This window comes from Mycoplana sp. 10N416 (genome assembly GCF_056394765.1).
In genome coordinates this window covers 139711-165594 of record NZ_JBFTIM010000008.1, presented here as the reverse complement: position 1 = coordinate 165594, position 25884 = coordinate 139711, and the positions used below count along the sequence as shown (strand labels likewise).

General features: G+C 60.2%; 22 protein-coding genes, 5 tRNA genes and 1 pseudogene. 15 read left to right on the top strand and 13 right to left on the bottom strand.

Going from position 1 to position 25884, the window contains the following annotated elements; all coding sequences use genetic code 11:
- The first annotated feature begins 28 nt into the window (after window positions 1-28).
- Window positions 29-514, top strand: a complete 486-nt coding sequence (locus AC1DDS_RS17540) for an L-2-amino-thiazoline-4-carboxylic acid hydrolase (RefSeq protein ID WP_477480058.1) — start codon at window positions 29-31, stop codon at window positions 512-514.
- A 97-nt stretch (window positions 515-611) separates the two neighbouring features.
- Here AC1DDS_RS17540 and AC1DDS_RS17535 read toward each other — a convergent pair whose 3' ends face one another.
- From AC1DDS_RS17535 to AC1DDS_RS17525, 3 genes are all read right to left on the bottom strand, one after another.
- On the bottom strand, window positions 612-1568 hold the full coding sequence (locus tag AC1DDS_RS17535) for a sensor histidine kinase (protein WP_477480057.1): 957 nt from the start codon (window positions 1566-1568) through the stop codon (window positions 612-614).
- A gap of 373 nt (window positions 1569-1941) precedes the next feature.
- Window positions 1942-2016, bottom strand: a tRNA-Glu gene (locus AC1DDS_RS17530).
- A 151-nt stretch (window positions 2017-2167) separates the two neighbouring features.
- Window positions 2168-2242: transfer RNA gene (locus AC1DDS_RS17525), tRNA-Glu, on the bottom strand.
- 313 nt (window positions 2243-2555) lie between these two features.
- Here AC1DDS_RS17525 and AC1DDS_RS17520 point away from each other — a divergent pair.
- Both AC1DDS_RS17520 and AC1DDS_RS17515 read left to right on the top strand, forming a co-directional pair.
- Entirely contained in the window at window positions 2556-3830 is a 1275-nt protein-coding gene (locus tag AC1DDS_RS17520; protein WP_477480056.1) for a M20 family metallopeptidase, read from the top strand.
- A 97-nt stretch (window positions 3831-3927) separates the two neighbouring features.
- Window positions 3928-4593 (top strand): trimeric intracellular cation channel family protein, encoded by a 666-nt coding sequence (locus AC1DDS_RS17515; protein WP_477480055.1) that lies wholly within the window; start codon window positions 3928-3930, stop codon window positions 4591-4593.
- Window positions 4594-4653: 60 nt separating this feature from the next.
- Here the strand turns inward: AC1DDS_RS17515 and AC1DDS_RS17510 are convergent.
- From AC1DDS_RS17510 to AC1DDS_RS17500, 3 genes are all read right to left on the bottom strand, one after another.
- Window positions 4654-4728 (bottom strand) — tRNA-Glu (locus AC1DDS_RS17510).
- 221 nt (window positions 4729-4949) lie between these two features.
- Entirely contained in the window at window positions 4950-6236 is a 1287-nt protein-coding gene (locus AC1DDS_RS17505) for a YcbK family protein (protein WP_477480054.1), read from the bottom strand.
- A 391-nt stretch (window positions 6237-6627) separates the two neighbouring features.
- Window positions 6628-7068 (bottom strand): VOC family protein, encoded by a 441-nt coding sequence (locus AC1DDS_RS17500; RefSeq protein ID WP_477480053.1) that lies wholly within the window; start codon window positions 7066-7068, stop codon window positions 6628-6630.
- A gap of 203 nt (window positions 7069-7271) precedes the next feature.
- On the opposite strand from AC1DDS_RS17500, the gene AC1DDS_RS17495 reads away from it, so the two are divergent.
- From AC1DDS_RS17495 to AC1DDS_RS17485, 3 genes are all read left to right on the top strand, one after another.
- Window positions 7272-7850: a cold-shock protein gene (locus tag AC1DDS_RS17495; protein ID WP_310421014.1), complete on the top strand. Its 579-nt coding sequence runs from the start codon at window positions 7272-7274 to the stop codon at window positions 7848-7850.
- Window positions 7850-8344, top strand: a complete 495-nt coding sequence (locus AC1DDS_RS17490) for a DUF192 domain-containing protein (RefSeq protein ID WP_477480052.1) — start codon at window positions 7850-7852, stop codon at window positions 8342-8344. Before AC1DDS_RS17495 ends, AC1DDS_RS17490 begins: the two co-directional genes overlap by 1 nt.
- A 124-nt stretch (window positions 8345-8468) precedes the next feature.
- Window positions 8469-8720 (top strand): hypothetical protein, encoded by a 252-nt coding sequence (locus tag AC1DDS_RS17485; RefSeq protein WP_477480051.1) that lies wholly within the window; start codon window positions 8469-8471, stop codon window positions 8718-8720.
- Between the two features lie 816 nt (window positions 8721-9536).
- Here the strand turns inward: AC1DDS_RS17485 and AC1DDS_RS17480 are convergent.
- Together AC1DDS_RS17480 and AC1DDS_RS17475 are read right to left on the bottom strand one after the other, a co-directional pair.
- Window positions 9537-9613: transfer RNA gene (locus tag AC1DDS_RS17480), tRNA-Arg, on the bottom strand.
- A 22-nt stretch (window positions 9614-9635) separates the two neighbouring features.
- Window positions 9636-9941: an ETC complex I subunit gene (locus AC1DDS_RS17475; RefSeq protein ID WP_310421006.1), complete on the bottom strand. Its 306-nt coding sequence runs from the start codon at window positions 9939-9941 to the stop codon at window positions 9636-9638.
- 322 nt (window positions 9942-10263) lie between these two features.
- On the opposite strand from AC1DDS_RS17475, the gene AC1DDS_RS17470 reads away from it, so the two are divergent.
- Window positions 10264-10527 carry a hypothetical protein gene (locus AC1DDS_RS17470; RefSeq protein WP_310421265.1) on the top strand — a complete coding sequence of 88 codons (264 nt, stop codon included), beginning with the start codon at window positions 10264-10266 and terminating at the stop codon, window positions 10525-10527.
- A gap of 104 nt (window positions 10528-10631) precedes the next feature.
- Window positions 10632-10708, top strand: a tRNA-Pro gene (locus AC1DDS_RS17465).
- 951 nt (window positions 10709-11659) lie between these two features.
- Here the strand turns inward: AC1DDS_RS17465 and AC1DDS_RS17460 are convergent.
- On the bottom strand, window positions 11660-14440 hold the full coding sequence (locus AC1DDS_RS17460) for a hypothetical protein (RefSeq protein WP_477480050.1): 2781 nt from the start codon (window positions 14438-14440) through the stop codon (window positions 11660-11662).
- Here AC1DDS_RS17460 and AC1DDS_RS17455 point away from each other — a divergent pair.
- Window positions 14363-15835, top strand: a complete 1473-nt coding sequence (locus tag AC1DDS_RS17455; protein ID WP_477480049.1) for a DEAD/DEAH box helicase — start codon at window positions 14363-14365, stop codon at window positions 15833-15835. The genes AC1DDS_RS17460 and AC1DDS_RS17455 overlap by 78 nt on opposite strands.
- 7 nt (window positions 15836-15842) lie before the next feature.
- Here AC1DDS_RS17455 and AC1DDS_RS17450 read toward each other — a convergent pair whose 3' ends face one another.
- From AC1DDS_RS17450 to AC1DDS_RS17440, 3 genes and pseudogenes are all read right to left on the bottom strand, one after another.
- A complete protein-coding gene (locus AC1DDS_RS17450; RefSeq protein WP_477480048.1) occupies window positions 15843-16202 on the bottom strand; it encodes a hypothetical protein in 360 nt (119 codons plus the stop codon).
- Between the two features lie 274 nt (window positions 16203-16476).
- Window positions 16477-16756, bottom strand: a pseudogene (locus tag AC1DDS_RS17445) (MFS transporter); the annotation flags it as partial.
- Window positions 16757-17061: 305 nt separating this feature from the next.
- Entirely contained in the window at window positions 17062-17847 is a 786-nt protein-coding gene (locus AC1DDS_RS17440) for an aspartate/glutamate racemase family protein (protein WP_477480047.1), read from the bottom strand.
- 304 nt (window positions 17848-18151) lie between these two features.
- Here AC1DDS_RS17440 and AC1DDS_RS17435 point away from each other — a divergent pair, with 304 nt between their 5' ends.
- Genes AC1DDS_RS17435 through AC1DDS_RS17415 form a run of 5 tightly spaced genes read left to right on the top strand, consistent with a single transcriptional unit; the run spans window position 18152 to window position 23601 of the window.
- Window positions 18152-19729 (top strand): nickel ABC transporter substrate-binding protein, encoded by a 1578-nt coding sequence (locus tag AC1DDS_RS17435; RefSeq protein ID WP_477480046.1) that lies wholly within the window; start codon window positions 18152-18154, stop codon window positions 19727-19729.
- 12 nt (window positions 19730-19741) lie between these two features.
- On the top strand, window positions 19742-20677 hold the full coding sequence (locus AC1DDS_RS17430; protein WP_477480045.1) for an ABC transporter permease: 936 nt from the start codon (window positions 19742-19744) through the stop codon (window positions 20675-20677).
- Window positions 20668-21576 (top strand): ABC transporter permease, encoded by a 909-nt coding sequence (locus AC1DDS_RS17425; protein ID WP_477480044.1) that lies wholly within the window; start codon window positions 20668-20670, stop codon window positions 21574-21576. Before AC1DDS_RS17430 ends, AC1DDS_RS17425 begins: the two co-directional genes overlap by 10 nt.
- Window positions 21569-22564: an ABC transporter ATP-binding protein gene (locus AC1DDS_RS17420; RefSeq protein WP_477480043.1), complete on the top strand. Its 996-nt coding sequence runs from the start codon at window positions 21569-21571 to the stop codon at window positions 22562-22564. Before AC1DDS_RS17425 ends, AC1DDS_RS17420 begins: the two co-directional genes overlap by 8 nt.
- Entirely contained in the window at window positions 22561-23601 is a 1041-nt protein-coding gene (locus AC1DDS_RS17415; protein ID WP_477480042.1) for an ABC transporter ATP-binding protein, read from the top strand. Before AC1DDS_RS17420 ends, AC1DDS_RS17415 begins: the two co-directional genes overlap by 4 nt.
- 504 nt (window positions 23602-24105) lie before the next feature.
- Here AC1DDS_RS17415 and AC1DDS_RS17410 read toward each other — a convergent pair.
- Window positions 24106-24903, bottom strand: coding sequence for a phytanoyl-CoA dioxygenase family protein (locus AC1DDS_RS17410; protein WP_477480041.1), 798 nt, complete (start codon window positions 24901-24903; stop codon window positions 24106-24108).
- Window positions 24904-24986: 83 nt separating this feature from the next.
- Between AC1DDS_RS17410 and AC1DDS_RS17405 the strand changes: the two genes are divergently transcribed.
- A complete protein-coding gene (locus AC1DDS_RS17405) occupies window positions 24987-25874 on the top strand; it encodes a LysR family transcriptional regulator (RefSeq protein WP_477480040.1) in 888 nt (295 codons plus the stop codon).
- The last annotated feature ends 10 nt before the right edge of the window (window positions 25875-25884 follow it).

The following is a 25884-nucleotide window of genomic DNA, read 5'->3' as shown; positions in this document are numbered from 1 at the left end:
CGGTGTTTGGCATGCGAGGGCGATCATCATGGACGAAAAACCCCTGGAACTTCCGGTTCTGTTGAAGCGGCGCCTGCAGGCGCAGGTGATCGGACCTATTCACGCGGAAATGGTCGAAGCGATCGGCCGGGAAAAGGCGGATGCCATTCTGGACAGTGCGATCCGCAAGGCAGCAATCGCCGAGGGGCAGGCGTTCGCGGCAAAGGAACCCGGCGGCGAGACGTCCATGGCAAGCTTCATCAAGCTGTACGAACTGTGGACCGCCGACAGCGCCCTGGAAATCGAGGTGCTGGAGGCGACCGACGAGGTCTACGACTTCAACGTCACGCGCTGTCGTTACGCCGAGACCTACCGGGAGATGGGGCTCGCCGGGATCGGCCACCTGATGTCGTGCAATCGCGACGGCACCTTCTGCCAGGGCTACGATCCCAACATCAAGCTGGAGCGCAAACAGACGATCATGGCGGGGGCAGAGTGCTGCACGTTCCGCTATCGCTACCAGCCGGAGAAGTGAGCGGAATGCGGTCCTGGTGGCCGCCAACGGAGCCGAAGCGTTGCGGAGAGGCGCGTTCCGGTCGAGTGATAGCTTGGGGCCACGACTTCCCGGCAGTTCACATCGGAATTTTAAGCGTAGCGATCAAACCGGTGGGGCGATAGTTCAGTTCCACGGCTCCCCCAAGGTGCGCGGACGTACCTTCGATCAACTCCGTTCCATATCCCTTGCGCCCAGGCAATGTGACGGGCGGGCCGTTTTGCTCCCGCCACTCGCAGAGGAGGCAGTCTCGCCCGTCTGAATCAACTTCGACCTGCCACCTGACGTGTACCTCGCCGGCCGGGACGGATAGAGCACCATATTTCACTGCGTTGGTGGCGAGCTCGTGGAATATCATGCTGATTGCAGGGACGTTCGCACTTTCGACCTGAACGGCTGGCCCCTGGGCACGAAGATGCTTCGCGCCAGGTTCGCCGATCGACTGCCTCAGCAGCGCCTCAAAGTCGATGGGGCCGCTGCTCGCAATATCCTGGGCGCGCAGCGTCACTTCGAGCCGCCCCAAAAAGGTGTCACGGTACTCGAGGGCGGTTCGTTCTTCCACATCTGTCCGCAAGGCGATTGCGCGCACCACGGCAAGGAGGTTCTTCATACGATGACGGGTCTCCGACAACACGAATTCCCTCTCGGCGTCGTGCCGCTGTCGGTCTGTCACATCATCAAACATCACCAGAATGCTGGTGCTGTTGTCATTTGGATGAACTAGACGCCGGGCATCCACAAGGAAGGTTCGGTGTCCAACCGTCGGAAAGTCGTGCTTCACCTCGAAGCCAATGACTGCGACGGCCTTCGGGATGACGGAAGATATGAGTTGGCGGAGCTCCGGAATGTCCCATTGACCCTTGCCAAGGCCAAAGAAGTCCTCGCCCAGAATGTCGTCACTCTGCACTTGGAACGCTTTGAAGAAGGCATTGTTCGCCGATGTGACGAGCAGGTTGTGATCCAGGACGATGACCGGCTGCGTCATCGTATCAACGATACCCTGCGCTTGCACGCTCGACGGCTTTAAAAGGTCCAATGGCGATTCTCTGGTATAGCTGAATACGCTACCGCCGCGTCCGCTATCCGATGCGCTGCCGACGCGCACACGGCTGATGCCAACGGCCCGCATCAAGACAACGAACTGCCGAAAACGCCTCAGCGGTTATGCTGGCCCATGCCTTCTCCGCCTGCCGAAAAGCCGCTTGTGTCGAGAGCATGTCTCGCGAAAGTGGGAATCGATTCAGACATGCGAGAGAACAAGGATCCAAAGCGGGCGAACGAATCTGAAAGATCGCGACGCGCTGGTATCCTTCGAAAGCCTCGGCCTTCTGACGGTTCGTCAGCGTCGGGGATCCGACTGTCCATATCGGACGGACGATGGTTCCGGCACACAATTTAATGTTGAGGGGTGGCACGCCCTAGGGGAGTCGAACCCCTCTTTTCAGAATGAAAATCTGACGTCCTAACCGATAGACGAAGGGCGCGTGCGATGGCCGTCTTCTACTCAGCCCCCCCGCATTCCGCAAGGCCTAAAATGATGATTCGGCAAATTTTTTTCGCTTGCGCTACCGACCGCGCGCGAAGCGGTATCGTCCTGCGGACAGGGCGAATCGTCGACCGGAATGGGAGAGGGAGTGGCACGCCCTAGGGGAGTCGAACCCCTCTTTTCAGAATGAAAATCTGACGTCCTAACCGATAGACGAAGGGCGCGTGCGGGGGTGCTTCTACTCAGCGCCCGCCGATTGTGCAAGGGCAAAAATGACCGCCTGTCGGATTTTCTTGCCTTGTCCCGAAGATCGTCGCCGTTGGCATTGCCCCAATCCATTCGCGCAATCGCATGTTGTGATTCGGCTGGCCGTATGAGCAGTGAGATCGCGGGTAGGGTAACAATCGCTTGATCGCGGGAAACGGGCTTGCCGTCCCCGCCGGCCGCCGTGAAGATGTGCGGGCACCCTGTCTGATGCCCCAAGGCGTCGAAGTCCGACCGCAGTCGGCGAAGGGCAGGCCAGTGGAGGTGACCGCCATGGCCAAGCATGCATCCCCGAAAGGAGCATCAAGTGTTCTGGCAAAACTGGACACGATGCTGCCCGAACTGGAAGCGCTCTACAAGGACATCCACGCCCATCCCGAATTGTCGATGCAGGAAACGCGGACGGCGGGCATCGCCGCCGACAGGCTCCGGAAAGCGGGTTACGAGGTCACGGCAGGGGTCGGCAAGACCGGCGTGGTCGGTCTTCTCCGAAATGGCGAGGGCCCGACCGTGATGCTGCGGGCCGACATGGATGCGCTGCCGATCGCCGAGGACACCGGCCTGGACTACGCGAGCACCGTTACCGTGAAGGGGGCCGATGGAAAGGTCGTGCCGGTCGGACATATGTGCGGCCATGACATGCACGTGGCCTGGTTGGTCGGGGCGACGACGTTGCTATCGCAGGTGCGCGATGCCTGGCAGGGCACGTTGATGGCGGTCTTCCAGCCGGGCGAGGAGACCGCCGAAGGCGCCCGCGCGATGATAGACGACGGTCTGCTCGACCGCTTTCCCCGGCCGGACGTCACCCTTGGGCAGCATGTCATGGTCGGCCCGGCCGGCTTCGTGGCCGGCAGTGCCGGTCCGATCACCTCGGCAGCCGACAGCCTGCAAATCCGCCTGTTCGGGCGCGGTGCGCATGGCTCGATGCCACAGGCGAGCATCGATCCGGTCGTCATGGCCGCATCCGTCGTGCTGCGGCTGCAGACCGTCGTGTCCCGCGAGATCGCCGCGACGGATGCGGCGGTCCTGACGGTCGGCGTCCTGCAGGCCGGCACCAAGGAAAACGTCATTCCCGACGAAGCGGTCATCAAGCTCAACGTCCGCACCTTCGATGCCGGCGTGCGCAAGCACGTGCTTGCGGCGATCGAGCGGATCGTCAACGCCGAGGCGGAAGCATCGGGAGCCCCGCGCAAGCCGGAAATCACGTCCCTCGACAGCTATCCGCTGAACGTCAACGACGAGGCCGCGAGCCTGCGGGTCGCCGAGGCTTTTCGACGCTATTTTTCGCCCGAGAGGGTAAAGCACACGGGTCCGGCCCCGGCGAGCGAGGACTTTGGCTGCTTCGGGACCGCATGGCAGGTGCCGTCGGTGTTCTGGTTTGTGGGTGGCACCGATCCGACGATCTACGACAAGGCCAAGGCGACGGGTCGGCTGAACGAGCTGCCGGTCAATCACAGTCCGAAATTCGCGCCTGTCCTGCGTCCCACCGTGGAAACCGGCGTCGCGGCCCTGGTTGTCGGTGCGCTGGCATGGCTCGATGCCGCCTGATCTTGCTCGGTCGGAGCAACGGAGGCGGTGTGGAGGGCGGCCTGCTTCCGCCTCGTGCCGCAGTGCGACGGGCGAGGCTTGCCGAGGCAGAACCACTATGATCACAGAGACCTTCACGCGTATCCTTGACCTCGGCGGCACGTTCGTCTTCGCAATCAGCGGCGCATTGGCCGCGGTCGACCGCCGCCTCGACCTGTTCGGCATCCTTGTCCTGTCCTTCGTCGCGGGAAATTTCGGCGGAATCACCCGCGACCTGTTGATCGGCTCGGTACCGCCAGCGGCCTTGGCCGATGGATTGTATTTATTGGTTTCCGTCACAGCCGGGCTCATCACGTTCCTCGCCTATGCCGGAATCGACCGGTTGCGCAGCCCCGTTCTGATGTTCGACGCGGTGGGATTGGCATTCTTCGCCGTCGCCGGTGCGCAAAAGGCGCTCGTATACGGCGCAAGTCCTGTCACGGCCGCGCTTCTGGGCATGCTGACCGGCATCGGCGGCGGTATGACGCGCGACGTGCTTCTCGGGGAAATCCCGCACGTTCTGCGCTCCGACCTCTACGCCGTTGCCGCGCTGGCGGGTGCTTCCGTCGTCGTCGGCGGCGCCGCAGTCGGGGTTTCCTACGGCATCTCGGCGCTGGCGGGAGGGGCTTTGTGCCTTAGCCTTCGGGTGATGGCGATCAAATTCGGATGGCGCTTGCCGGTTGCGCGCCTGTCCGCGCGAGGACGTGCGGAGGCAGGATCGTCGAACGAGGAGGAACCGCGCTGAAATCGGCCGCGTATCCCCGTGGCAGGGCGGATGGTTGAAAGTGCTGGCTGGGGAGGAAGATGGCACGCCCTAGGGGAGTCGAACCCCTCTTTTCAGAATGAAAATCTGACGTCCTAACCGATAGACGAAGGGCGCGTGCGGGGCGTCTTATAGTCAGCACGTTTTCCTTCCGCAAGTACCGATCGGGGCGGGCGAGAAAAAAGTACGGTTATCCCCAGCCAATGGATGGCAACGGCAAAATGCAAGTCCTAACAACGTATTGACGCGTGGGTCGTGCGGCTGCGTGCCGGGATTCCGAAGCGGCAGATTTCGGGCGGCGACCAGCGGGCGGGGCAGGGCAGTGCCCAAACGATCCCCTATTGCTTGCCGCGGCATTGCCAGTTCCAGTCGCGCTCCGGGCCAACGTCGATATGGACGGATTCGGTATGGCAGTAGGTGCCGACGCCGCCGCGCCCCGGCATCGAGCGCAGGTAGTCGGCCAATTCCCATCGGCTGACACCGGCAATCTGGATGTCGGCCGCTTCGCAGCGGGTATGCAGCGACTGCTTCGAGCGGTTCTGTTTCACCGGCCGGACACCCGACGTGACGATGACGGGTTTTCCATAGTGGCCTTCGATCGACTTCAACACCGCCAGCAGTTCCGGCTTGAAGCAGCCGGTGTTGACCTTCTCCGTTTGCAGCCAGAGCCCATTCGGCGAAAGTCGGGCAAGGCCGGCAAGCGAGGCGACTTCCGTCACCCCGTTGTCCGCACCGTCGGACGTTTCTTCTTCGGCTTCGGAATGGTCGGGCGGAGCGAAGAGCGAATCCGTCGCCGCGCCGGGGATAGCGCCTCCCAGCGACGCGGTCTGGTAGGCCGCCGCCGAATTGCGATTGAGGACCCTGGACTTCTGTGCCGGGTTTGCCGAATTGTTCTCGCTCTGGCGATTGGTTTTCCGCTTTGCGCCGAAAAGCGCGGCAAGTGTCAACGTCTTGTTGAGGTCGTTCGGCGTCCCGGCGGCGTTTCCGTTCGTCTCACCGGTACCGTCCATTGCCTCCGGTGGCGGCAGCTGGCCCGTTCCCGATGCGGTGGCAGCAAGCGCGATCGCCGCTTCGGATGCGGCCGGTTCGGCCGCCAGCGCCATTCGTCCGCTCTTGGGCAGCGGTACGCGATCCGGAATGAGCGAAGCCTCTTCGTCGGTTTGGCGACCCTTTGCCGGTACGGAACCAGTGGTCTCGGCGTTGCCGTCCGCCGGGATCCTGCCCGGGTTGACGCTGTACAGGTTGCCGATGGCCGGTCCTCCATCGGGCCGATTGTCAGCTTCCACCGATGCGGCGGTGCCGGAGGCATAGATGCTGGTCTGCTGTGCGTTCACCTGTGCCGGCTGCATGATGACGTCGGCGAGATTGGCAGGTTGGGCCGGCGCGTCGGCGGATTGCGTTGCCCCGTTGCCGGTCGGATTGCCGCGCGCCGACACCAGCGGATCACGATAGCCGTCGACAGCCTCGCCGGCGTCTTGCTGCTCCGACGCAGCGGACGCCGCCGCCGCGTCGACCGGAACAGCATTGTCTTCGGCCCGCATGTCACCGGTTGCCGACATGCAGCCCGTAAGCACCAGAGCCGAGACGGCGATCAAAAGACCGTGTCGAAGGGTCTTAGTCTCCAAGCCCGATTTGCGTGTGAACAGCAAGCTACATCCCCGCCTTCTTACGCGTCCAACCGGTCGATCAACCGGCTGGAGCCTGTCCGCATCGAGGTAACGCGCCTCGCAGAAGGCGAACACGTGCGTTTCCCCATAGCCCGCGGCTCATGCGCAGGCGACTAAACACGATGCACCGGAATGTTCCGCCGGGAGGGCCGGAGCTCTGATCCCACGCGAATCATCCGGTCGCCGACGGCCCGGGCATGGTCCGGGCCAAAGAAGGCGAAAGCGTGATGAAACCTCGCGCCTGCATTGCAGGCACGGGGTCGGGTGACTGCCGCGTCGCGAAGAGCATGCGCTTCACGGTCGCTGGCGATCACCCGTCAATTGCTAGGGGTTGGAAATTGCGCGAGGCTTACCAGGCGCCGGTATTCGGCATCGATGCCCAGGGTTCGGCCGGAGCCAGGCTTTCGCCCTTCTGCAGGATCTCGATCGAGATTCCATCGGGCGAGCGGACAAAGGCCATGTGGCCGTCCCGCGGCGGGCGGTTGATGACAATGCCGTTGTCCATCAATTTCTGGCAGGTCGCATAGATGTCATCGACCTCGTAGGCGAGGTGGCCGAAGTTGCGCCCGCCGGTGTAGGTTTCCGGGTCCCAGTTATAGGTCAGCTCCAGGCAGGGGGCTGCTTTCTGCTTGGCCGCGTCGACATCGCCGGGTGCCGCAAGAAAGATCAACGTAAAGCGTCCCTTCTCGCTTTCGTGGCGGCGGACTTCGACGAGGCCGAACAGGTCGCAATAGAAGTGCAGCGATTGCTCGACATTGTGGACACGGACCATGGTGTGGAGGTAGCGCATTTGGAGGGCCCTCGAATTCAAATCAACGGATGGGCGGGAAGATAGGAGTTTGCCAGCTTGAGGCAAGCCTGGTGTCCTAAAGAGTTTCCGGGCAAAACTTTTTACGAAGACTTGTCCATTCGCAATTGGACGATGTTATTCTGATCGACAAGAATCAGTTAACCGTAATTCATGTGACGCGTAATCGAGGGGCGGGGCAGATCATGGCGGACAGGATGTCAGCGAAGGAGATCACGCAATACGACGACCAGGGCGGCGATGCGGTTGACCTGATCGAGATCACCGGCGTCATCAAATGGTTCGATGTCGCCAAGGGGTTTGGCTTCATCGTGCCGGACAACGGCATGCAGGACGTTCTCGTCCATGTGACCTGCCTGCGGCGCGACGGCTACCAGACCGTTCTCGAGGGGACCCGGGTGGTCGCGCTGATTCAGCGCCGCGAACGCGGCTATCAGGCCTTTCGCATCCTTTCGATGGACCAGTCGACGGCCATCCACCCTTCGCAGATGCCACCGGTCAAGACCCACGTGCAGGTGACGCCGACGAGCGGGCTCGAGCGGGCGCTGGTCAAATGGTTCAACCGGACCAAGGGCTTCGGCTTTCTGACGCGCGGCGAGGGCACCGAGGACATCTTCATACACATGGAAACTCTGCGCCGGTTCGGCCTCACCGAACTGCGCCCCGGGCAGGTGGTGCTCGTCCGCTTCGGCGACGGCGAGAAGGGCCTGATGGCCGCTGAGATCCACCCGGACAACCCGGCGCCGGGCAACCGGGCGCACTGATGGCCAGGGCGCGCCGCAACTTCGGCCTTTTCCATTGCAGCGTCCTTGTGGCGCTTTTTTTGTCGCTGTTCTGCGCCGTTGCGGCCCGCGCGGAGGAAAGCTTCGGCAAGGAGCGGTTGGCCATCGTCACCGGCGACGGCAAGCGTCACGAATTCTCGGCGGAACTGGCGCTGACGCCGCAGCAGCGGGCGCAGGGCCTGATGAACCGGCGCTCGATGGCGCCGGACCAGGGCATGTTGTTTTCCTTCGGGGAAACGCGCACGGTTCTGATGTGGATGAAGAACACCTATCTGCCGCTGGATATGCTGTTCATCGATAAATCCGGGGATATCAAAACGATCAAGGAAAATGCTGAACCGCTTTCAGAAGCGATCATCAGCTCGAAGGTTCCGGTCGCCTACGTGCTCGAATTGAATGCGGGTACGGTTCGCACCCTTGCGATCCAGCCGGGCGACAGGATTGCCAGCCCGTTGATCCAGAACGCCGGTCCCTGACGCCGGCATCCTGTTCCGGCCCTTTGCGGTTGCTGTATTGGAACCTTGGCGCCGTCCGTTCACTTTTTAACGAAGCGAATCTCTGCTACGAGGCGTCGACACCCGACGTCAATTTGGAAACGATATGGCTGCGCGCGACCGATACTCGAGAAAGCTCGAATGCTCAAAATGCGGCCGATCCGGCTTTGCCGAAGTCTCGGAAGACGACGATCCACGCCGGACGAGCCCGGGCTTCGTCGTCGATCTGATGCCGCCCGGCTTTTCCACCGAACGCCCCTCCGCCGATCCGGCGAGACACATGATCCGCTGCCGTTGTGGCAACGTCTTTGCGTTCAAGCAGAAGACCCACTATGCCCCCGGCGGAGAACCTGCCTGAGTTGAACCCGGTGGAAGGATCCAGCGCGGAAATTCGCGGCGGTGGAGCGTGGTCTATGCCGCAACCGGGTCAATCAACACATCGGATTCGCGCGAGAAGCCATGGCGCGGTGATCTGACCCCTGCCGAGTTGCTTGTTGCCAAGCGGCTTTTCAGGCTGTTCGGCATCTACCAGTCGAAACGGACGAGGACGGCAACCAGATGACCCCTTTCGACGCCGGCAACCACTACAGCGTTCGCTATGACCAACTGCTTGTGTGGGTGGCGGCCGGCTTCGAGGGGCGGCTTTGCAGCACTTGAAGCTGCGTGATTCCTGCCGCGCAGCGTTGCAGCGCCTGTCCTTCATGCAGTCGCTGAAGATCTGGAAGACTTTCGGCAAAGGCTGGAGCCGGCGTGTGGCCGATGTCGAGGCCACGGGCGTGGCAATGGCGCTGGTGGCCATGGGCGCAACCGCGAGCCGCAGGCCGCGGCCAAGGCCGAGACGGAGAAGGCGTTAAAACGTCCCGATCCGCCAGCCAGGCGGACGCTGACATCCGTCGCGAGACGACCGACCGGCAAACGGCTCGAACTGCGGCTCTCAAAGCCCGAGGTCGAGCGCGACGACACGCGCTACCGCGGATTGAGGTCAGACGCAGCAGTTGCTCGACGCGCAGGTGTGCATTCATGAGGCAGTCGAGAAGTAGGCCCCCTGCGTGCTTTTGCCGGGTTCAAAGGTTGCCGATAGCGCGCAGAAGGGCGGTTAAAATCCGTCCGACTTTTTTGACGTCGGAAAAATGAAAGTCGGAAAAACGTCGGACGAAAAAATATCAATAACCTGTGGCGACCCCTGCAGGATTCGAACCTGCGACCTACTGCTTAGAAGGCAGTTGCTCTATCCAGCTGAGCTAAGGGGCCGATCGAGACGCCTGTTCAGTCGTCAATGCGTCCAGGGCTGCGTCCGGTTGAAGCGGAAGTTGTCCGGGTAGGCGACCTTCTTACGGGTGGCGTCATGCGGCTCGATGACGCGATAGGCAAGGCCATTGCGCTCGGCATAGGCGACCGCGAGCTCGCGCGATTCGAACGTCAGCCGCAGCTGCTGGCGCATGTCGCCGGAACTGGTGTAGCCCATGATCGGGTCGATCGTGCGAGGCCGTTCCTGATCGAATTCAAGGACCCAAAGATGCGTTTTCGCCTTGCCGGACTGCATGGCGGTCTTGGCGGGACGGTAGATCTTCGCGTTCATGGATGCTGTGGCTCCAATAGTTTCAGATTCATGCCGTTCTGGCATCGCATTTCCATAGCGCAAATTCGATAAATAAATTGCACCGGGTCGCATATTCGTCCAGCCGTTCCGGTGCCTTGCCGCTGCCGCACGGGTTGTTCGATCGCGCGTCGGTCCTTAGCACCGAGACCGGGACATTTCAACGGTCCTGCGGCTCGCTGCGCGGTTTGATCGACCGGACGGCAACTCTATCGACGCCTTCGTACTTGCGTTATTTTTGAAACCCAGGCCAACCAACGCACGAGTCACTTAAGATCATGGATAGGGGGCCACAGTGAGGAAAATGCTTCCGCTTTGTATAGCGGCACTGGTTCTGGTGGGCTGCTCGGAATCCGTTGGCGGCAATTATCCGGAACCGATTCCCGGCAGCATCACCTATGGGGGGCAGCCGCGCACGAAGCTGACCAAGGCACCGGTCGGCAGTTGGTTCCGCCACCGGTTCATCGACCAGTTCGGCCGGGACGTGGTGGAAACCTACGTCATCCAGCCCGACCGTTCGCTGCTTTTGGTCAGTCGCCTGATCGTGCCTATACGCGTCCACGACTGAACGGTGGCAGTCACAGGCAGGCAGCCCGACGTTGAATTCACAGCCATCGATATTTACTGTTGCGGCCTGCGGCGGATGCGTGTATCTCGCCCCTTACGGAACGGCGGAGTGTAGCGCAGCCTGGTAGCGCATCTGGTTTGGGACCAGAGGGTCGGGAGTTCGAATCTCTCCACTCCGACCACCGTCAACCGTATAAAACGGTTGGGGAAATTGACATTTCCTAATACTTGCTCAATTGATCACCGCCACCGATGCCGCCACCGATATGGTTTCGGCCGAAAGCGTAACCCGAGGCCGCACGTTTGCAGATGGCGCATACCGGCGACCTTGGTCAATTTAATGCCGGGAACGCTGGCAGAATAAAATTGGATGCGAGGCCTTTTTGGACCAGAGCGCTAAGAAGCCGTCTGGTCGCATTGGCCCACCCGTCGCTAGCAGCCGTAAAGTTGCCGCGCTAACGATGTAGCTCCGAACTCGCGTGTTCGGCGACTGTCTGCTCGCGGCACCAGCGGACGTAGGCTCGCTCACGATAGATAGCCGACTCGGGGCCGAAACCGGAAATAATTGCGGCTCCACACCAGCACCCGGAAACGACTGGCCGATCTGGGAGCGCGTCCTAGCGCTTTGCCTTTGTAGCGTCGACGCCCCCCATGCTGGTCGAAATCTTAGCCTTTCCGGTGCAGCCAGGATAGCGGACGCAGCTCAGGACGACAGCCCCCTTCCGTACCAACGGAGCAGCAGATATCGTTGCAAGGGATACGGCCGAGGTCGATCCGCGACGAGTAACCCGCAGGTAGTCTCCGTAGAGTTCCATGGCCTGAAACGTGGTCCCGAATGGGTTCACAAGCAGTCCGAGCAATGGCCGTTGTTGCAGTCGCTTCAATACAGCACCTCGTGTTGCAAGCCACGGCGCTACTTGGCCGTGTCGTTGCAAATAACCCGACCCATATCTCATCATTGGTAAAGAGGAAGCGCACGACCCACGGCTCAGGCGAATGCACGCGTGCTAGATCGCATCAAATGTGGCTGGTGACCAATTTGGGGCCGTTTGCTGAAGGTCCGCTATCTGGCAGAGTGCGGCAGATAGCTGTCATTCAACCTACCCCGAAGGCCAAGAAGCGAAGCTTTAATCTCACCCTTTCCGACGCAGTTTCTCACGGATTTTGGCAAGCTCGTGAACAGGTGGAGCGGGTTCCCCTTCCGGTATGACAACGTCGTCATCGGGCCGCACGGCCATCATGTCGACGTCATGCGGACCGATCTGCCAAGCTTCCCGCACATGGAATTTTTGCTTGAGGATCGCAAGTTCCATGCGAAGTTCCGGCAGGCCCGCCTCACCAAAAACAGCGGGAACGAGAAAATAAGCTCCGCAGGCCTTCAGGTGCTCGAAGAACATCTCAAGGTTCCGATGATTGTCCACCATCATCGTATTCATACGGGAGGTATGGACGAATACCTTTCCGGATTCTCCCGACAGCGTGTCGAAGTTCTGTGTAATATGCCCTCTATAATGAAACGGGTTCTGGCGATCTATGCCTTTGATGACTGAAATATGAATTTCATCTTGGCTATCTTCTCTGCCGAAACGAGCATGCCAGTCCTTGAAAATTGCTTCTCCCTTTGATGCACTTGCGAACATCAAGCCCAGAAACGGTGGTTGGCCCGGCATTGTCACGCCGTACATCATACCTTTCCACTCGGCAGCGTCCCAAAGCCGTGGATTGATGATTGCTCGAACAATCACATCACTGTGGCTGCGAATCTCACCGAGAACCTGCGGCATCTCTTCTTCATCCTCGCCGTCGAGCGCCGGTAGTTCAATTGCTTCTGGCCTCGCAGGTGCATCCGGTGCCATTGGAAAACTCTGATTGATGCAGTCGCCCCAATCGGAAATACGGCCCGCATGGGTGCCGAACACCCTTTTTCTGGAAACGCCGGCTCGGCAAAACAATGTGGCGCGCTCGAAGACATTCTCGACTCTGACCAATTCTCCGATGGTCTCGGTTGCATCACGCAGCATAGCCATGCTGGCCAAAGCATGGATACAGGAGAAAATGAGGTGTTCGTTGTAATTCCCAATATCGCCTACATCCGCAAGCCGCCAATTCGCCGGGACACAAACCTCCATCATGAAATCCTGATCTTCGGCGACCGATGCTTCCTGAATGTCGACGAGTTGCCGAATCCGAACCGTGAACCTTTCTTTATGCGGAAACACTCCGGCATTGAGCAGCGTTGCCGCAAACCCCTCAAATGCTGCGGCATACGTTTCGGCCTGTAGAACCCCTTCAAGCGTGTTTGAGGCCTGGATTTCAATCTCCACACCCAGTGTTTTGGTTCGAACACCGCTGAACGCCTCATCAAAGAGTACGACTTTGTTCGGGAGGCTGCCGCATGCGGGCTGTGAAGCCAGGAACGTCATCATTTCATGGATTTCGTGATCGTCTGTCTCTTCGGGAATTGAACCGTCCACCTTCAGCTCATCAATGTGTCCGAGGCGGTAAAGCAGCGCCATACGTGCTGAAAACAGTGTCAACCCATCGAGAACATCGGGCAAGCTTTCCAATCTGCGGATTTCTTCGGGCGGCTGAATTACGAGCAGGCAGGCGAGCAACTCATCAAACTGGGTGATCTGGTTCTTCAGCCTCTCCCCGCTTTCATCATCCAGAGGAACATTGCTTCCGATAGCCTGTAGAAAACGAATGGCGCTGAGGACGTCCACGATATGGCCTAGCTGCAAAGACAGCATTGCGAACAGGTTCAGCGCCGGGATCGTTTCGACCCGCAAATCCCCTTCAGTTTCTGACATTGCCAGATACTGAGTGACTGATGCCAGAGCAGTAGCGCGGGCAGCCCAACGAAGACCGGCTCCGCGATAGCCTACCGCCAGGTAGTAAAGCGCCTTGGCCTGATTCTCCCGGCTTTCGTTTTTCGCAAGATGTATGACGGCACGGCCAAGCCATTTTATGCCGTCGATAGGCTTTTCAGCATCGAGCTTGCGTTCTCCTTGCTGCAAATAAAGGCTTCCGGCCTTAATCTCTTTGCTGCGATCGGCCATGAATTCTGCAAGCTTTTCGACCAAGGTATCGAAAGCTTGGCTATCGGGTGCGCTTTCGCCAATTGCCTCGACCATGGTTTCCAGCATGTCAGCCGGAAACTCTCCCAAGCCCTCTGCTCTATCGATAATCCCGCAGAGGGCCTTCCAAATTTCGTCCAGATTTTCCCGCCCCCCAGAAATGATAATTTCACTCATACGATGAAAGACAAGCAGCGTCTCCGCATGCAAGGCATTGTTGGGTCGGGATTTATCGGCAGCCAGTTCTAAGAGCTTTTCCTTCAGCCGTTTTGACCGTTTGGCAAAGGATAATTCCTCGGGGGGCTCATGACCTTGGAAGACCCTGCCCACCAAAAGCTGATGGAGATTGCAGACTTTGCTGATGTGGACGGCGTGCCCGCTCGCAAAGGCAATGGCCTCAACCTGTTCGTATTTATCCTGCATGGTCTCGATATCATCGAACCACCAAAACGCCGTCCAGGCATGCTCGTACACCGCGCGTAGATGCTGGTAGCTCGCGCCGTATTTCTTTGCGTGGTCAATTGCTCGCTTAAAGCGGCCTTCTGTCTCAAACCAAGGCTTTTCGAGTTCTCTCGAGAGGCGTGCAGCTTCAAATGTATCGGAGACCACCTGCGTCTGCTCTTGAGCGGTTGAGCCCAGTTTTTTCAGGCCGGCTTCCAGTTCATCCAGTGCCTGCTGGCGCTTGAAATCTCTCGGTCCGAGCTTGATCTTGTCGGGTTGATGTTCTCCGGCTTTCAGGTGCTCGTAGGCAAGGTCTTTATGACCGTGGGAAAATATGCGGTCAATGATCCACTCCCGATCGAGAATTGTGACCTTAACGCCATGTTCCTGTTGCAATTCGTCTTCTATCCGAAGACGATCACGCTGCCGTGCCGGGCGGTTTGTAATGAAGATGATCCGGTCATAGCCACCGGAGGCTACGGCTTTTGGGATGGCGAGGAAGGTGTGCCCCGCCTGTGGGAACACCAACAAGCAGCAATCGCTACGGTTGTCGCCTACCTGAATGGTGACAAGGCGATCCCGGAGCGGCCCGAGCAAAAAGAAGCGGCACTTCTCAAACTTCCAACGGGCACCGGTAAATCCGGCATCATCGCCGTGCTCGCACGCTGTCTTCCCGACGTACGACGCGTACTGGTACTCACGCCCCGCACAGCGCTGACCGAGCAGCTTATAGCAGACATTCGCTATCGCTTCTGGAACCATATGGGCTTCGCGCATGAGGGAACGGCGCTTTTTACTGCTACGGCGGAGGAGTTCGGCAATGCCTTGGAAAGCGTTTATGTCGAGCAATTTCTGCCCAAGAATGTAGGCATGATAGCGCAGCATCTCTCCGAACCGGACTCTGATCGGGCAATCCTCGTCGGCACCCATCAGGCGCTCGGCGATATCCGCAAGACGGCACATGATCCCGACGATGGCGGTTCACGGGACGCGGCCACCCTACTTGACCATATCCGTGACCAGTTCGATCTCGTGATCGTCGATGAAGGTCACTACGAGCCTGCAATCTCGTGGTCACGCGGCGTTCGCGAATTCAATCTGCCGACCCTTCTGTTGAGCGCAACGCCTTACCGGAACGATTACAAATCTTTCCGTGTGCGCGGGCGCTATCTTTTCAACTTCCCCTACCGGCAGGCTGTTGACGGGCGCATTATCCGTCCAGCCGACATTATCGTGCCTCAGGGCCGGGGCAGGCCCGTAGGGCGGGAAGCTGCAATCCCGCAGTTTGTCGGTATTCTGCACCGTGAATTGCCGGACCGCCTGCGGGAGGCCGAGCGCTGGTTTCGGAATGGTGCAACGCCGAAAGTCATGGTGCGCGGTGACGATCTCGATACCCTCACGCTTTTCCAGAACGAGATTAACCGCGTCTTCCGGACCCGCGCCGTTGTTATTCATGACCGGGCCAAAAAGACGCCCGAGAACAGGGACATGTTCACCAGTGTAGCGTCGGCTCTTCGGCTGCGCGCTGACGCGCAGTTCTGGATTCACCAGAACAAGCTCATGGAGGGGATCGACGATCCGTCATTTGTCGCCGTCGCCATCTTCGATCTCATGGGAAATGCACTTCAGCTTGTGCAGCAGATTGGACGTGCAACCAGATATTCAAATGACGAAGAGGGTGCGCTGCAGACGGGTTGGATTATTTCTACGCCTGCCAATGCCGCGCGCATTCGAACCGAGTGGGAGCGTTATCAGGGCTACGAGGAATACGGCACACATCGTCACGAATGAGGTCACGTTACCGGATCGCCTGCTCGAATATATGGCTGAGTACCAGTACATTAGCGGTGAATTTCGGAGGCGCTTCGAGTTCGAGCAGCCGCTGGCGACAGGTGACATCCAGCTTCCCCGAACCGCCGCTGTGCTGAGAACAGCCGCGCGGCTTCCCGATATTCGCGCGTTTGGCGCGGTGATCGAGGAAGCCATTATGGACAAGGACCGCTTCAAGATCACACCGATTGAAGGGATGCCGCAAGGGTCGATGGGCTTTTCCTATTATGCATGGCGAAACTCGCCGTACCTGATAGACCGCTTCTTTTCTGAATGGAAACTCGGGCTTTTCCTTGCCGTCCAACAGGGCGAATTCGTTTTCATGCACGATACCGAAGGCCTGGTGGTCGACATGTGCGGCCTTGGCCTGAAACGTGCGGGCAGGTCTGTCATGGAGAAGGCGTTTCCCGAAGGCGAAGACATACCGTCTCGGCTGTCCCGCATGTCATTTTCCTCGCTCGACATGTCTCAACACGCAGTTCGGGCAATGGCGCTGCGCACCCGTTCTTTTGCGGATGCCTTCACCGATTTGCTCGATCCCTCGCTGGTTCCTGCAACTGCCGCAGGTTTTGTGAATGGGACCGCGCGATATGTTGGCTTTAGTCGTTGGCGGCCGACATGGCGACGCCTGTCGCGACCATCCAACCGGCTGCGACAAGAAGGAGTCTGCGAAGATCAAGACGCGCGCCAATCAGGCCGACGCCGATTGTCAGAAGTGCGGAACCGAACAGCGACGCCGTGGCGACGACCCCAACCTTCAGTGGAGATAAGCCAAGACCGAGGAGATAGGCGGGCAACAGGATCGCCACGAAAGCGTCCCCCGAAATCACGCAGAGCACGGGCGGCGAAATAGGTGGTCGGCTTGAGCCCTGTGGAGGTCATCGCCTTCTATCGTGTTTTGCCGTGATGGGCACGGCGATAGGCCAGCCCAAAGTGGGTCCGTACAGAACGCGAGGACCACGCGTGAGACGCCGAGTGCTCGCAAAGCGGTGCTTCGGCATCGTACCACTTACGGCCTCCGGTCTTTCAACCCAAGTTCTGTCCGTCGGCCAAAGGAACGACGCCGGGCTCTAACGCACTTTTTGCCTCAGGGGGTGGCTCGCCGTAACCCGGCCGCGGTCCGACGAAACTGCAAAGCAACCGATAGCGGTCCTATTCCGGCAGTTCGGCAAAATCGAATTCCATGACTAGCTCCGTACTGATGTTGCGAGCGTCGCAAAGCCGCGGCTGTCACGCGGGCACAGGCCGTCCGGGGCGTAGTCCGAAAGCTTGCCTGCGTAGGCTTTAGGCAATGGATAGGCCAGATCCCCGAGCTTCGACGTACGCAGGCCCATGCCCACCAGCGCCTCGGCGAACTTGACCGCGGCGGCGACGCCGTCGATGACAGGAACACCCAGCCGTTGTTGCAAGCGATCCGCGAGGTTAGACATACCGGCGCAGCCAAGTACGATCGCTCCTGCATGATCCTCGGTGAGAGCCTTCTCGCACTCCGCCAATATTGCAGCGTCGGCTTTCGAGCCCGGCTTTTCAAGGTCGAGTACGGGCACGTCAGTGGCGCGCACGCGCCGACAGTGGTTTTGCATCCCGTAACTACGAACGAGGTGCTCGGATATGATCCGGGTACGCTCGAGGGTTGTTACGATCGAGAAACTGGTCGCCACGAACGTGGCGGCATGCATTGCAGATTCGGCAATACCCAGGACCGGTGACGCGGTGATTTCGCGGGCGGCGAGCAGACCCGGATCGCCGAAGCAGCCAATAATGTAGGCGTCCGCTGGCTCTCCTCGCACGATCTCATCGATTAGGCCCACGACGCTCAAGGCCTCGTCGTAGTGCCCCTCGATCGAAGCGGCCCCCGAGCGGGATGTCGCCAGGACAATTTCGCTTCCAGTAGCTGCTACCGCGCGAGCAGCGCCACCCATAAGCTCCGTCATGGATGAGGTGGTGTTCGGATTTATTAGTTTGATCAGCATTCAGCTCCTCCATTTTGTATACAATATGTATAAATGTTGTCGATCGAGATCTGTTGACAGAACTGGGGTCAGATCCGCGTACGTGGATTGTCCGCCGTTCCTCACCATACTGCATGCGCAGACGAGCGGTACTTCGGGGGTTCGCGGCCTCCTTTCCGTGCTAGCCATGCAGTATTGTCTACAATATAGAAAACAATCTTGACTATTAATCGTATACATGGAACGATCCCTATGTCTAGACAATAGGGCGAGGAGGCCGATTGTTTCGGACGGCGTGGAGTGCGCCAAAGAGGAGGAGAAACAGATGTCAGTGAAAAGACGTACGTTCCTGCAAGGAGCGGCCGGAGCCGTCGGCTTGACGATGGCGCAGGCCGCATTGTCGAAGCTCGTCTATGCGCAGGGTGCCGCAGGTACTTTGCGGGTTGCGATCGCCAAGCCTGCGGGCAACCTGGATCCGCAGAGCCACTACGCGATCTGGGCGATCCAAGACCTGATGTTCGAGCCGCTGGTGAAATACGGAAAGGGTGGCCAGATCGAGCCCTGCCTGGCGACTGATTGGAAGATCGAAGACGGCGGCAAGACCCTTCATCTCACGCTTCGCCAAGGCGTGAAATTCCAGGACGGCACCGTTTTCGATGCGGCATCCTGCAAGTGGAATCTCGAGCGCTGGATGGGCAAGGATCAGTTCAGTTGGATGAACTGTTCGAAACACTTCAAATCCTTGGATGTGGTCGATGACTATAACCTGACCCTTCATTTCAAGGAGCCTGTCCTCGCGCTGATGCAAGAGCTCTCCTACACACGGCCGCCGCGCTTCCTGAGCCCCAAGTCCGTCGACGCCGACGGCAAATTCGCGGACCCCGTCGGCACCGGACCATGGCGTCAAATCAGTGCCGACGACACGCAGAGCGTCTTCGAACACTACGACGAGTACTGGGGCGACAAGCCGACCTATGAGCGTCTTGAGGCCAAGGTCGTCCCGGACCCTCGTTCGCGTGTCGCAGCACTCCGAACGGGCGAAATCGACCTCATTGGTGGGTTCTGGATCGCGCCTCTCACCCCGGAGGAGGGCAAGCAGCTCGAAGCGGCGGGCTTCAGTGTCGTCGTCGACCCTGGCAACGTCACGCTCGTGATGGCCTTCAACCCCGACCGCGCGGAGGCGCTGAAGGACCAGCAGGTCCGCAAAGCGATCAGCATCGGCGTCGATCGCGCCGCCATTTCCCAGGCGCTCTACCACGGCTACGCAAAGCCTGCGGGAACTCTCTTCTCGAGCGCGCTGCCCTATGCTGGGACGCAGCACGATGCCCCCGTTCGGGATGTGGCCGCGGCCTCGGCGCTCTTGGAAAAGGCGGGCTGGTCGGGCAGTCCCATCCGTTCCAAGAACGGCAAACAGCTCACTCTGGAGATGGTCGTCAGCCCGGATGCCGTGCCCGGTTCACGCGTGATCGCCGAGGTGATCCAGTCGGAGATGAAGGAGATCGGCATCGACCTGGTGGTCCGTTCAGTCGACCATGCCTCGAAGCACACCGACATGCTCGAGGGGAAGTACGATCTTGGCTTCTTCCTGACCTATGGCGCTCCTTATGATCCTTTCGGATCTATCGTGGCGCTGTGTCTGTCGACTTTCAAGAACGACGTCGAGGGCAAACTGGTGACAGACCCGGTCAACTTGGACCCGTTGATCAATGCGGCGACCGATGCGACGGGCGATCAAATCGAGCCGACGATCCAGAAGGTCTATGACTGGTTGTATGACAACGATGCGATCGCGCCGCTTGTCTACGTCCCCAGCATCTGGGCGCATTCGAAGCGGATCCAGGGCTTCACCAGTCCCGTCACCGAGTACGACATGCCGTACGAAAATATCGTGCTGGCTGAGTAGCGGGAGGTTGCCTTGATCCACTTCATCAGCAAGCGGCTGAAGCACTCCCTGGTCCTGTTGTTTCTGGCTTCCTTGGTCTGCTTCACGCTCGTGGTTTCGGCCCCGGGCAATGTTGCCGTCCTGATCGCCGAACTTCGCGGCGCGGTTGCGGTCCCGGGATACGTCGAGCAAGTAGCCGAAGAGATCGGACTGAACAAGCCACTGCTGATGCGCTATGTGGATTGGCTTGGCGATGCAGTCCGCGGAGATTTCGGCATCTCCTACAGGACGGGCCAGGAGGTCAGCGCCGACCTGCCGAAGCGCATGTTGGTAACGGGCACGCTGATCGCAGGCAGCGCGGTGATTGCGACATTGCTGAGCCTGGCGCTCGGGTTCCTGGGGGCGTTGTGGCCCTACAAGCTGCCAGACCGCGTTTCACGCGGTCTGGCCCTCCTCGGCGCGTCGACACCGACATTCTTCGTTGGCGCGCTGCTGATCTACGGCTTCTCCGTCACCTTCCAGCTCTTCCCGTCCTTCGGCTTTAATGGGCCGCGGAGCTGGGTGCTTCCGTGGCTCAGCGCCATAGCACTGCCCGCTGCAGTGCTCAGTCGTGTGGTGCGCGTAGGCTTGGAGGAGGCCATGGCCAGCCCCTACGTGCTGACCGCCAAAAGCAAGGGGCTTGGACGGATAACAATCCTGTTCCGGGAAGCGCTGCCAAACATTACCCCGGTCTTCATCAACGCGCTTGGCACCCAGGTGGGACTGATGACGGCGACAGCAATCATCGTCGAGCCGCTGTTCGCTTGGCAGGGCGTTGGCGACTACTTCCTGGCGGGCGTGCGTTTCCGTGACTTCATGGTCGTGCAGGCGTGCCTGCTGATCTTCCTCACCTTCTTCATCGTGGTGAACCTGATCGTCGATCTGGCGGTCCTGATGACCGACCCTCGCATCCGGCGGCAGTGGAGCTGATCATGAACAAACTCAAGCCAATACTTGCCCAACTGAACAAGATGCCTCGGGTGGCACTGATCGTCATCGGCCTGTTCGTTGCCCTGGGCACCTTTGCGCCGTGGCTCGCCCCCCAGGATCCTACTGCGCAGAATCTGCTGGCGGCCAGCCAGGGGCCGAGCGCGGCGCACTGGCTCGGCACCGATCACCTTGGACGTGATGCCCTCAGCCGGTTGATCCTTGCCGCGAACACCTCATTGGTGAGCGTCGGCCTGGTGCTGATCAGCGCGATGACGATCGGCATCCTGATGGGGACGATCGCCGGATATCACCGCGGCTGGGTCGATGACCTTCTGATGCGTGTGGTTGATGTCGGTCTGTCCATCCCAAGCCTGATCACGGCTCTTGCCGTTATCGGTATCGTCGGACCTGGCTACTGGACGATGGTGCTGGCGCTGGCGCTCGCCTGGTGGCCGATGAGTGGTCGCATCAGCCGTGCGGTCGCGGTCAGCATCATGAGCAAGCCGCATATCGAAGCACTGCGTGTTCTGGGTGCCAGCCCCTGGCGCATCTACTTCGGCCATCTGCTGCCCGGCACCATCGGTGCTGTCATGGTCTATGCAACCGCGGACGCGGGCATGGCCGCCATCGCCGTGGCAACGCTCAGCTTCCTGGGCCTGGGTATTCAGCCACCGATGCCGGAATGGGGGCAGATGCTGGTCGACGCACTGCCTTACCTTGAAACCGATCCACGCCAGGTCATCCTGCCAGGCCTGGCACTGACCGCTGCGGTCATTGGCTTCAATACCCTCGGCGAAGCCATGGCGCTCAATCGCGTCCCAAAGCCACTGACGCGGCGAATGCTCGCCATGCGGAGGCTCGAAGTCGCGGGCTGGACCAAGGAGAACGCCGATGCATGATGAAGCACTGCTGAGGGTCAGCAATCTGACCGTCGACCTCTTGACCGCAAAATCTGCAGTTCGCCCGGTCGACGGGGTCAGTTACTCTGTTCGGCAGGGAGAATGCCTTGCCATCGTCGGCGAAAGCGGCAGCGGCAAGACCGTCATGAACTTCGCGCCGCTTGGACTGATGCCGACCGGGGTCACGACAGAGTTGTCCGGATCGGTTCGCTTTGACGGACGCGAACTGATCGGCCTGCCTGAGACCGAGCTCCAGCGCATCCGGGGTAAGTCCATCGGGTTCATTTTCCAAGATCCGATGAGCGCTCTGAACCCCGTGCGGCGCGTCGGAAGGCAAATCGCCGAAATGGCGGAGCTCCACCTCAACATGACGGCGCAGGCCGCGGAGGCGCGGGCGCTCGAACTCGTGAAGCTCGTCGGAATTTCCGATCCGGCAGCGCGGCTACGTCAGTATCCGCACGAGCTCTCGGGCGGCCTCCGGCAACGCATCGTCATTGCTATTGCCCTGGCGGGTGAGCCCAAGCTTCTCATAGCCGACGAGCCGACGACGGCCCTGGACGTCACCGTTCAAGCGCAAATCCTGCGCCTGCTGAAGGACCTGCAGCGTCGGCTCAACATGGCCATGGTGCTGATCACCCATGACATGGGGGTGGTCGCCGGTGCCGCTGACAACATCGTGGTCATGTATGCCGCCCGCGCTGCCGAGCGGGGCCCGGTCGACAGAGTCCTGGTCACCCCGGGCCATCCCTACACCAAGGGACTTATCAACGCGATCCCGCGGCGACAGGACCCAATCGGCTCGGAGTTCCGGGGACTTCCCGGCATTCCGCCAACGCTCGGCGCTCCCATCAAGGGCTGTGCGTTCGCGCCGCGCTGCGAACTTGCAATCCCGGCTTGCACGGCAAGCCGTCCTCCGCTGGTGCAGTCGGCCGACAATTCGGTCGTCGTGGCCTGTACGGTCGTCAATCAAGGAAGGACAGCAGCATGATGCACGGGCCTGTACTAAAAGTCGAAAACCTGCAGACCCGGTTCAAGAGCGTTCAGCGGGGCAAGTTCGTCCATGCCGTCGACGATGTGTCCATCGAACTGTACCCGGGCGAATTCGTTGGCCTCGTCGGCGAGTCGGGCTGTGGAAAGTCTACGCTCGGCCGCACCATCGTCGGCCTGGAGAGGGCCAGTGCGGGGCGGGTTCTGCTCGACGGCGTTGACCTCAGAACGCTTTCCGGTTCAGCGCTGCGCGACAGCCGCCGGGCGCTCCAGTACGTGTTCCAGGACCCGTATTCGTCCCTGAACGACCGCCAGACCGTCGGAGAGGCCATCGACGAAGCCCTGCTGATCAGTGGGGTCAAGTCGCCAGCCGATCGAAGCCGCCGGACCAAGGAACTCCTGGACCAGGTAGGACTGGCAGAAGCCGTCAAGGAGCGCCACACGCGTGAACTCTCGGGCGGCCAGCGCCAGCGCGTCGCAATCGCCCGCTCCCTTGCCGTCAATCCACGGGTGTTGATCTGCGACGAACCGGTCAGCGCGCTCGATCTGTCGATCCGGGCTCAGGTGATGAACCTGTTCCTGCGGCTACAGAAAGACCTGGGCGTTGCCTGCCTGTTCATTGCCCATGACCTTGAACTGGTCAGGCAAGCCGCGTCGCGCGTGTATGTCATGTATCTCGGCAAGATCGTGGAGCATGGACCGTCTCAGGAACTCTACGACCATCCGAGCCATCCGTATTCGCAGATGCTGCTGGCCTCGGTTCCTGAGGCAGACCCGATCCGCGAACGGCAGCGCAAGGCACCACTGATGGTCGGAGAGGTGCCGAGCCCTACCAACCCGCCGTCCGGCTGCAGGTTCCGCACTCGCTGTCCGATGGCGGTAGATGACTGCAAGCAACAGGTGCCACCAGCCTTCAAGCTGTCCCCGGGACATGATGCGGCGTGCCTGTTCGCCAAGGACCTCCACCGCGGGAAGCGGTCGGCGCTACGAGAGGCGGAAGCGCATGCAGAGCGTGTTGGGACCCTGGTACCCTCCTGACCAGGCCCCTCGAAGCCATCCGATGCGACGCTCCAAATACGGCGCTCTTCGGACAGAGCAGCGCCGTGGTGGGCCCCCTAGCGAGCACCGGATGGCTGCCTATCTATCGAGCGCTTACGGCGCGATTGTTGGGCCTCTGGACGATGGGCGCGGTACTCGTGCCGCGCTTCTCGACCCGGGTAGCGATCACCGTGGTCGCAGTCGGAACCCGGCGTGGCGCAGGCAACTGGTGGAAGTCACATTGCCTCACAGTCCGCCCGGCACAGGGTCACGCGCGTTCGATCGCTCCTCGCCACCTTCGTCATTGATTCCAAGTCAACAAAGCACACGCGCTCAACAGGACTGTTGCAGAAGCGAGCGCGATGGTGATCGGTACCCAGTTTGGCCAAAGGCATAAGGCCGAGCTTCGGGGCCAGGCTCCAAGCCTGTGGGTTTGCCTGACGTTGGCCATGGTCTCGGTGCCTGGCATCCCTTGTCAGGCACCGGAGTACGTTTGTCGACGTTTCAACGCCGGAGGATGACGGGGAACCAATCCTCACGCAACTTGTCGCCTGGCTTCATTCCATGGCCGGGGAAAGGCGGGGAGGTACGGCCCGGCCGCTCGACATAACGAGCATCATCGCCGAGTAGCCTGAGTGAAAACGCCCGGCGGCGCTTGTGGGTCTGGTTGCCGCGAGCGCCGTGAAGGGTCTTGTAATTGAAGGCCACCGCGTCGCCCGGCTCCATCTCCCACTCCAGGATGGCCATCGCTTCGGCATCGGGGTCGGGCACGGGCATGTAAGCATCAGCGTCGGGATAGAAATTGCTTTCTGACAGCCAGCGCGTCGGCAGGACTGGCTTCTCCCACCGATGCGATCCCGCCACGCAACGCAGGGAGGCCTCGCGGACGGGATCGAGCGGGGACCAGAAACTGATCGTCTGCTCACCCTCGACGAAATAATATGGGGAATCCTGATGCCAGGGGGTCGGTTTCGACGTACCCGGCTCCTTGACGAGCACATGGTCGTGGAAAACCTGCACGGTGTTCGACTGCATCAAATCTGCCGCGACCGATGCCGCCGGCGAGGCGCGGATCACTTCCTCGAACTCGGGAATGCGCTGCCAGTTGCAGTAGTCATCGAAAAACCGCCCTCCTTCGCCGGCCTTGAGGTTCTCGGCGGCGTATTCCCCCGGTTTGGCCATGTTGGTTTCGACTCCTTGTCGCAACGCCTCTACATGGTCTCGAAACAAGCCTTTGACGAGCACAACCCCGTCGCGCTGATAGCTGTCGATGTGTTCTTGGGTAATGAGTGGATGAAGCATGGCGGTCTCCTTGTTAACGGCAGGAGCATGCCGGTGTCGATTTTTAAGTTCCAATAATATATCGAAAACAGTAATATAGATTCATGTTATATCTTTCTTTGCGGCAGCTAGAATACGTGGTGGCGGTCGCCCGTGCCGGAAGTCTCACCGTTGCTGCCCAGCAGGTGAACGTTTCGCAACCGGCGCTATCGGTGGCCATCACCCAGGTTGAGGAGCACCTGGAACAGAGCCTGTTCCATCGTCGCAAAGGCACGCCTGTCACACTTACTGCATTCGGCCGCATCTTCATGGCGGATGCGGAAGCGCTTCTGGCCGATGCGGCGCGCCTCGAAAGCCCCGTAGGGTTCCGTCAGCGACGACTGGAGCGCATCGTGTTGGGCGTTTTCGAAGATCTTGCCCCAGGCTATCTCGCCCCGTTGTTGAGGTTGCTGCGGACACAGTTTCCCGAGATTGAGGTCAAGACGAGGGTCGCCACCTTCGAGGGCCTGACCGAGGCTGTTCGGTCCGGGGACATCGACTTGGCGTTGACCTACGACTTGGGGCTCGACGCAAGTTTTCGCCGTGATCTCTATGCGCAGGTCTCACCGCAGGCTTGGCTTCATCCTGACGATCTGTTGGCGAAGCGAGAGGAGGTCACCCTTGCCGATCTCGCCGACCGCCCGCTGATCTTGTCTGATCAGGGATTGTCGATCCGCCACATGCTGGGTCTTTTCCGGCCACTTGGCGTGACGCCCTTTGTTGTACACCGGGCGGCCTCCACCGAGGTGTTACGAAGCCTGGCGGCGAACGGTGAGGGCGTGGGCATCAGCTACACCTGCCCCGTGGGCAAGATGAGCTACGACGGCAAGCCGCTTGCACGGGTACCAATCGCCGATGTCCAGGCCCGAGAACCAATTGTGCTCGCCTACTGCGGTGAGCAGCCTGCACCGCTGCCGGAGATTCGCGCTGCCATCCTCAAGATGGTGCCTTGAAACGGATCAG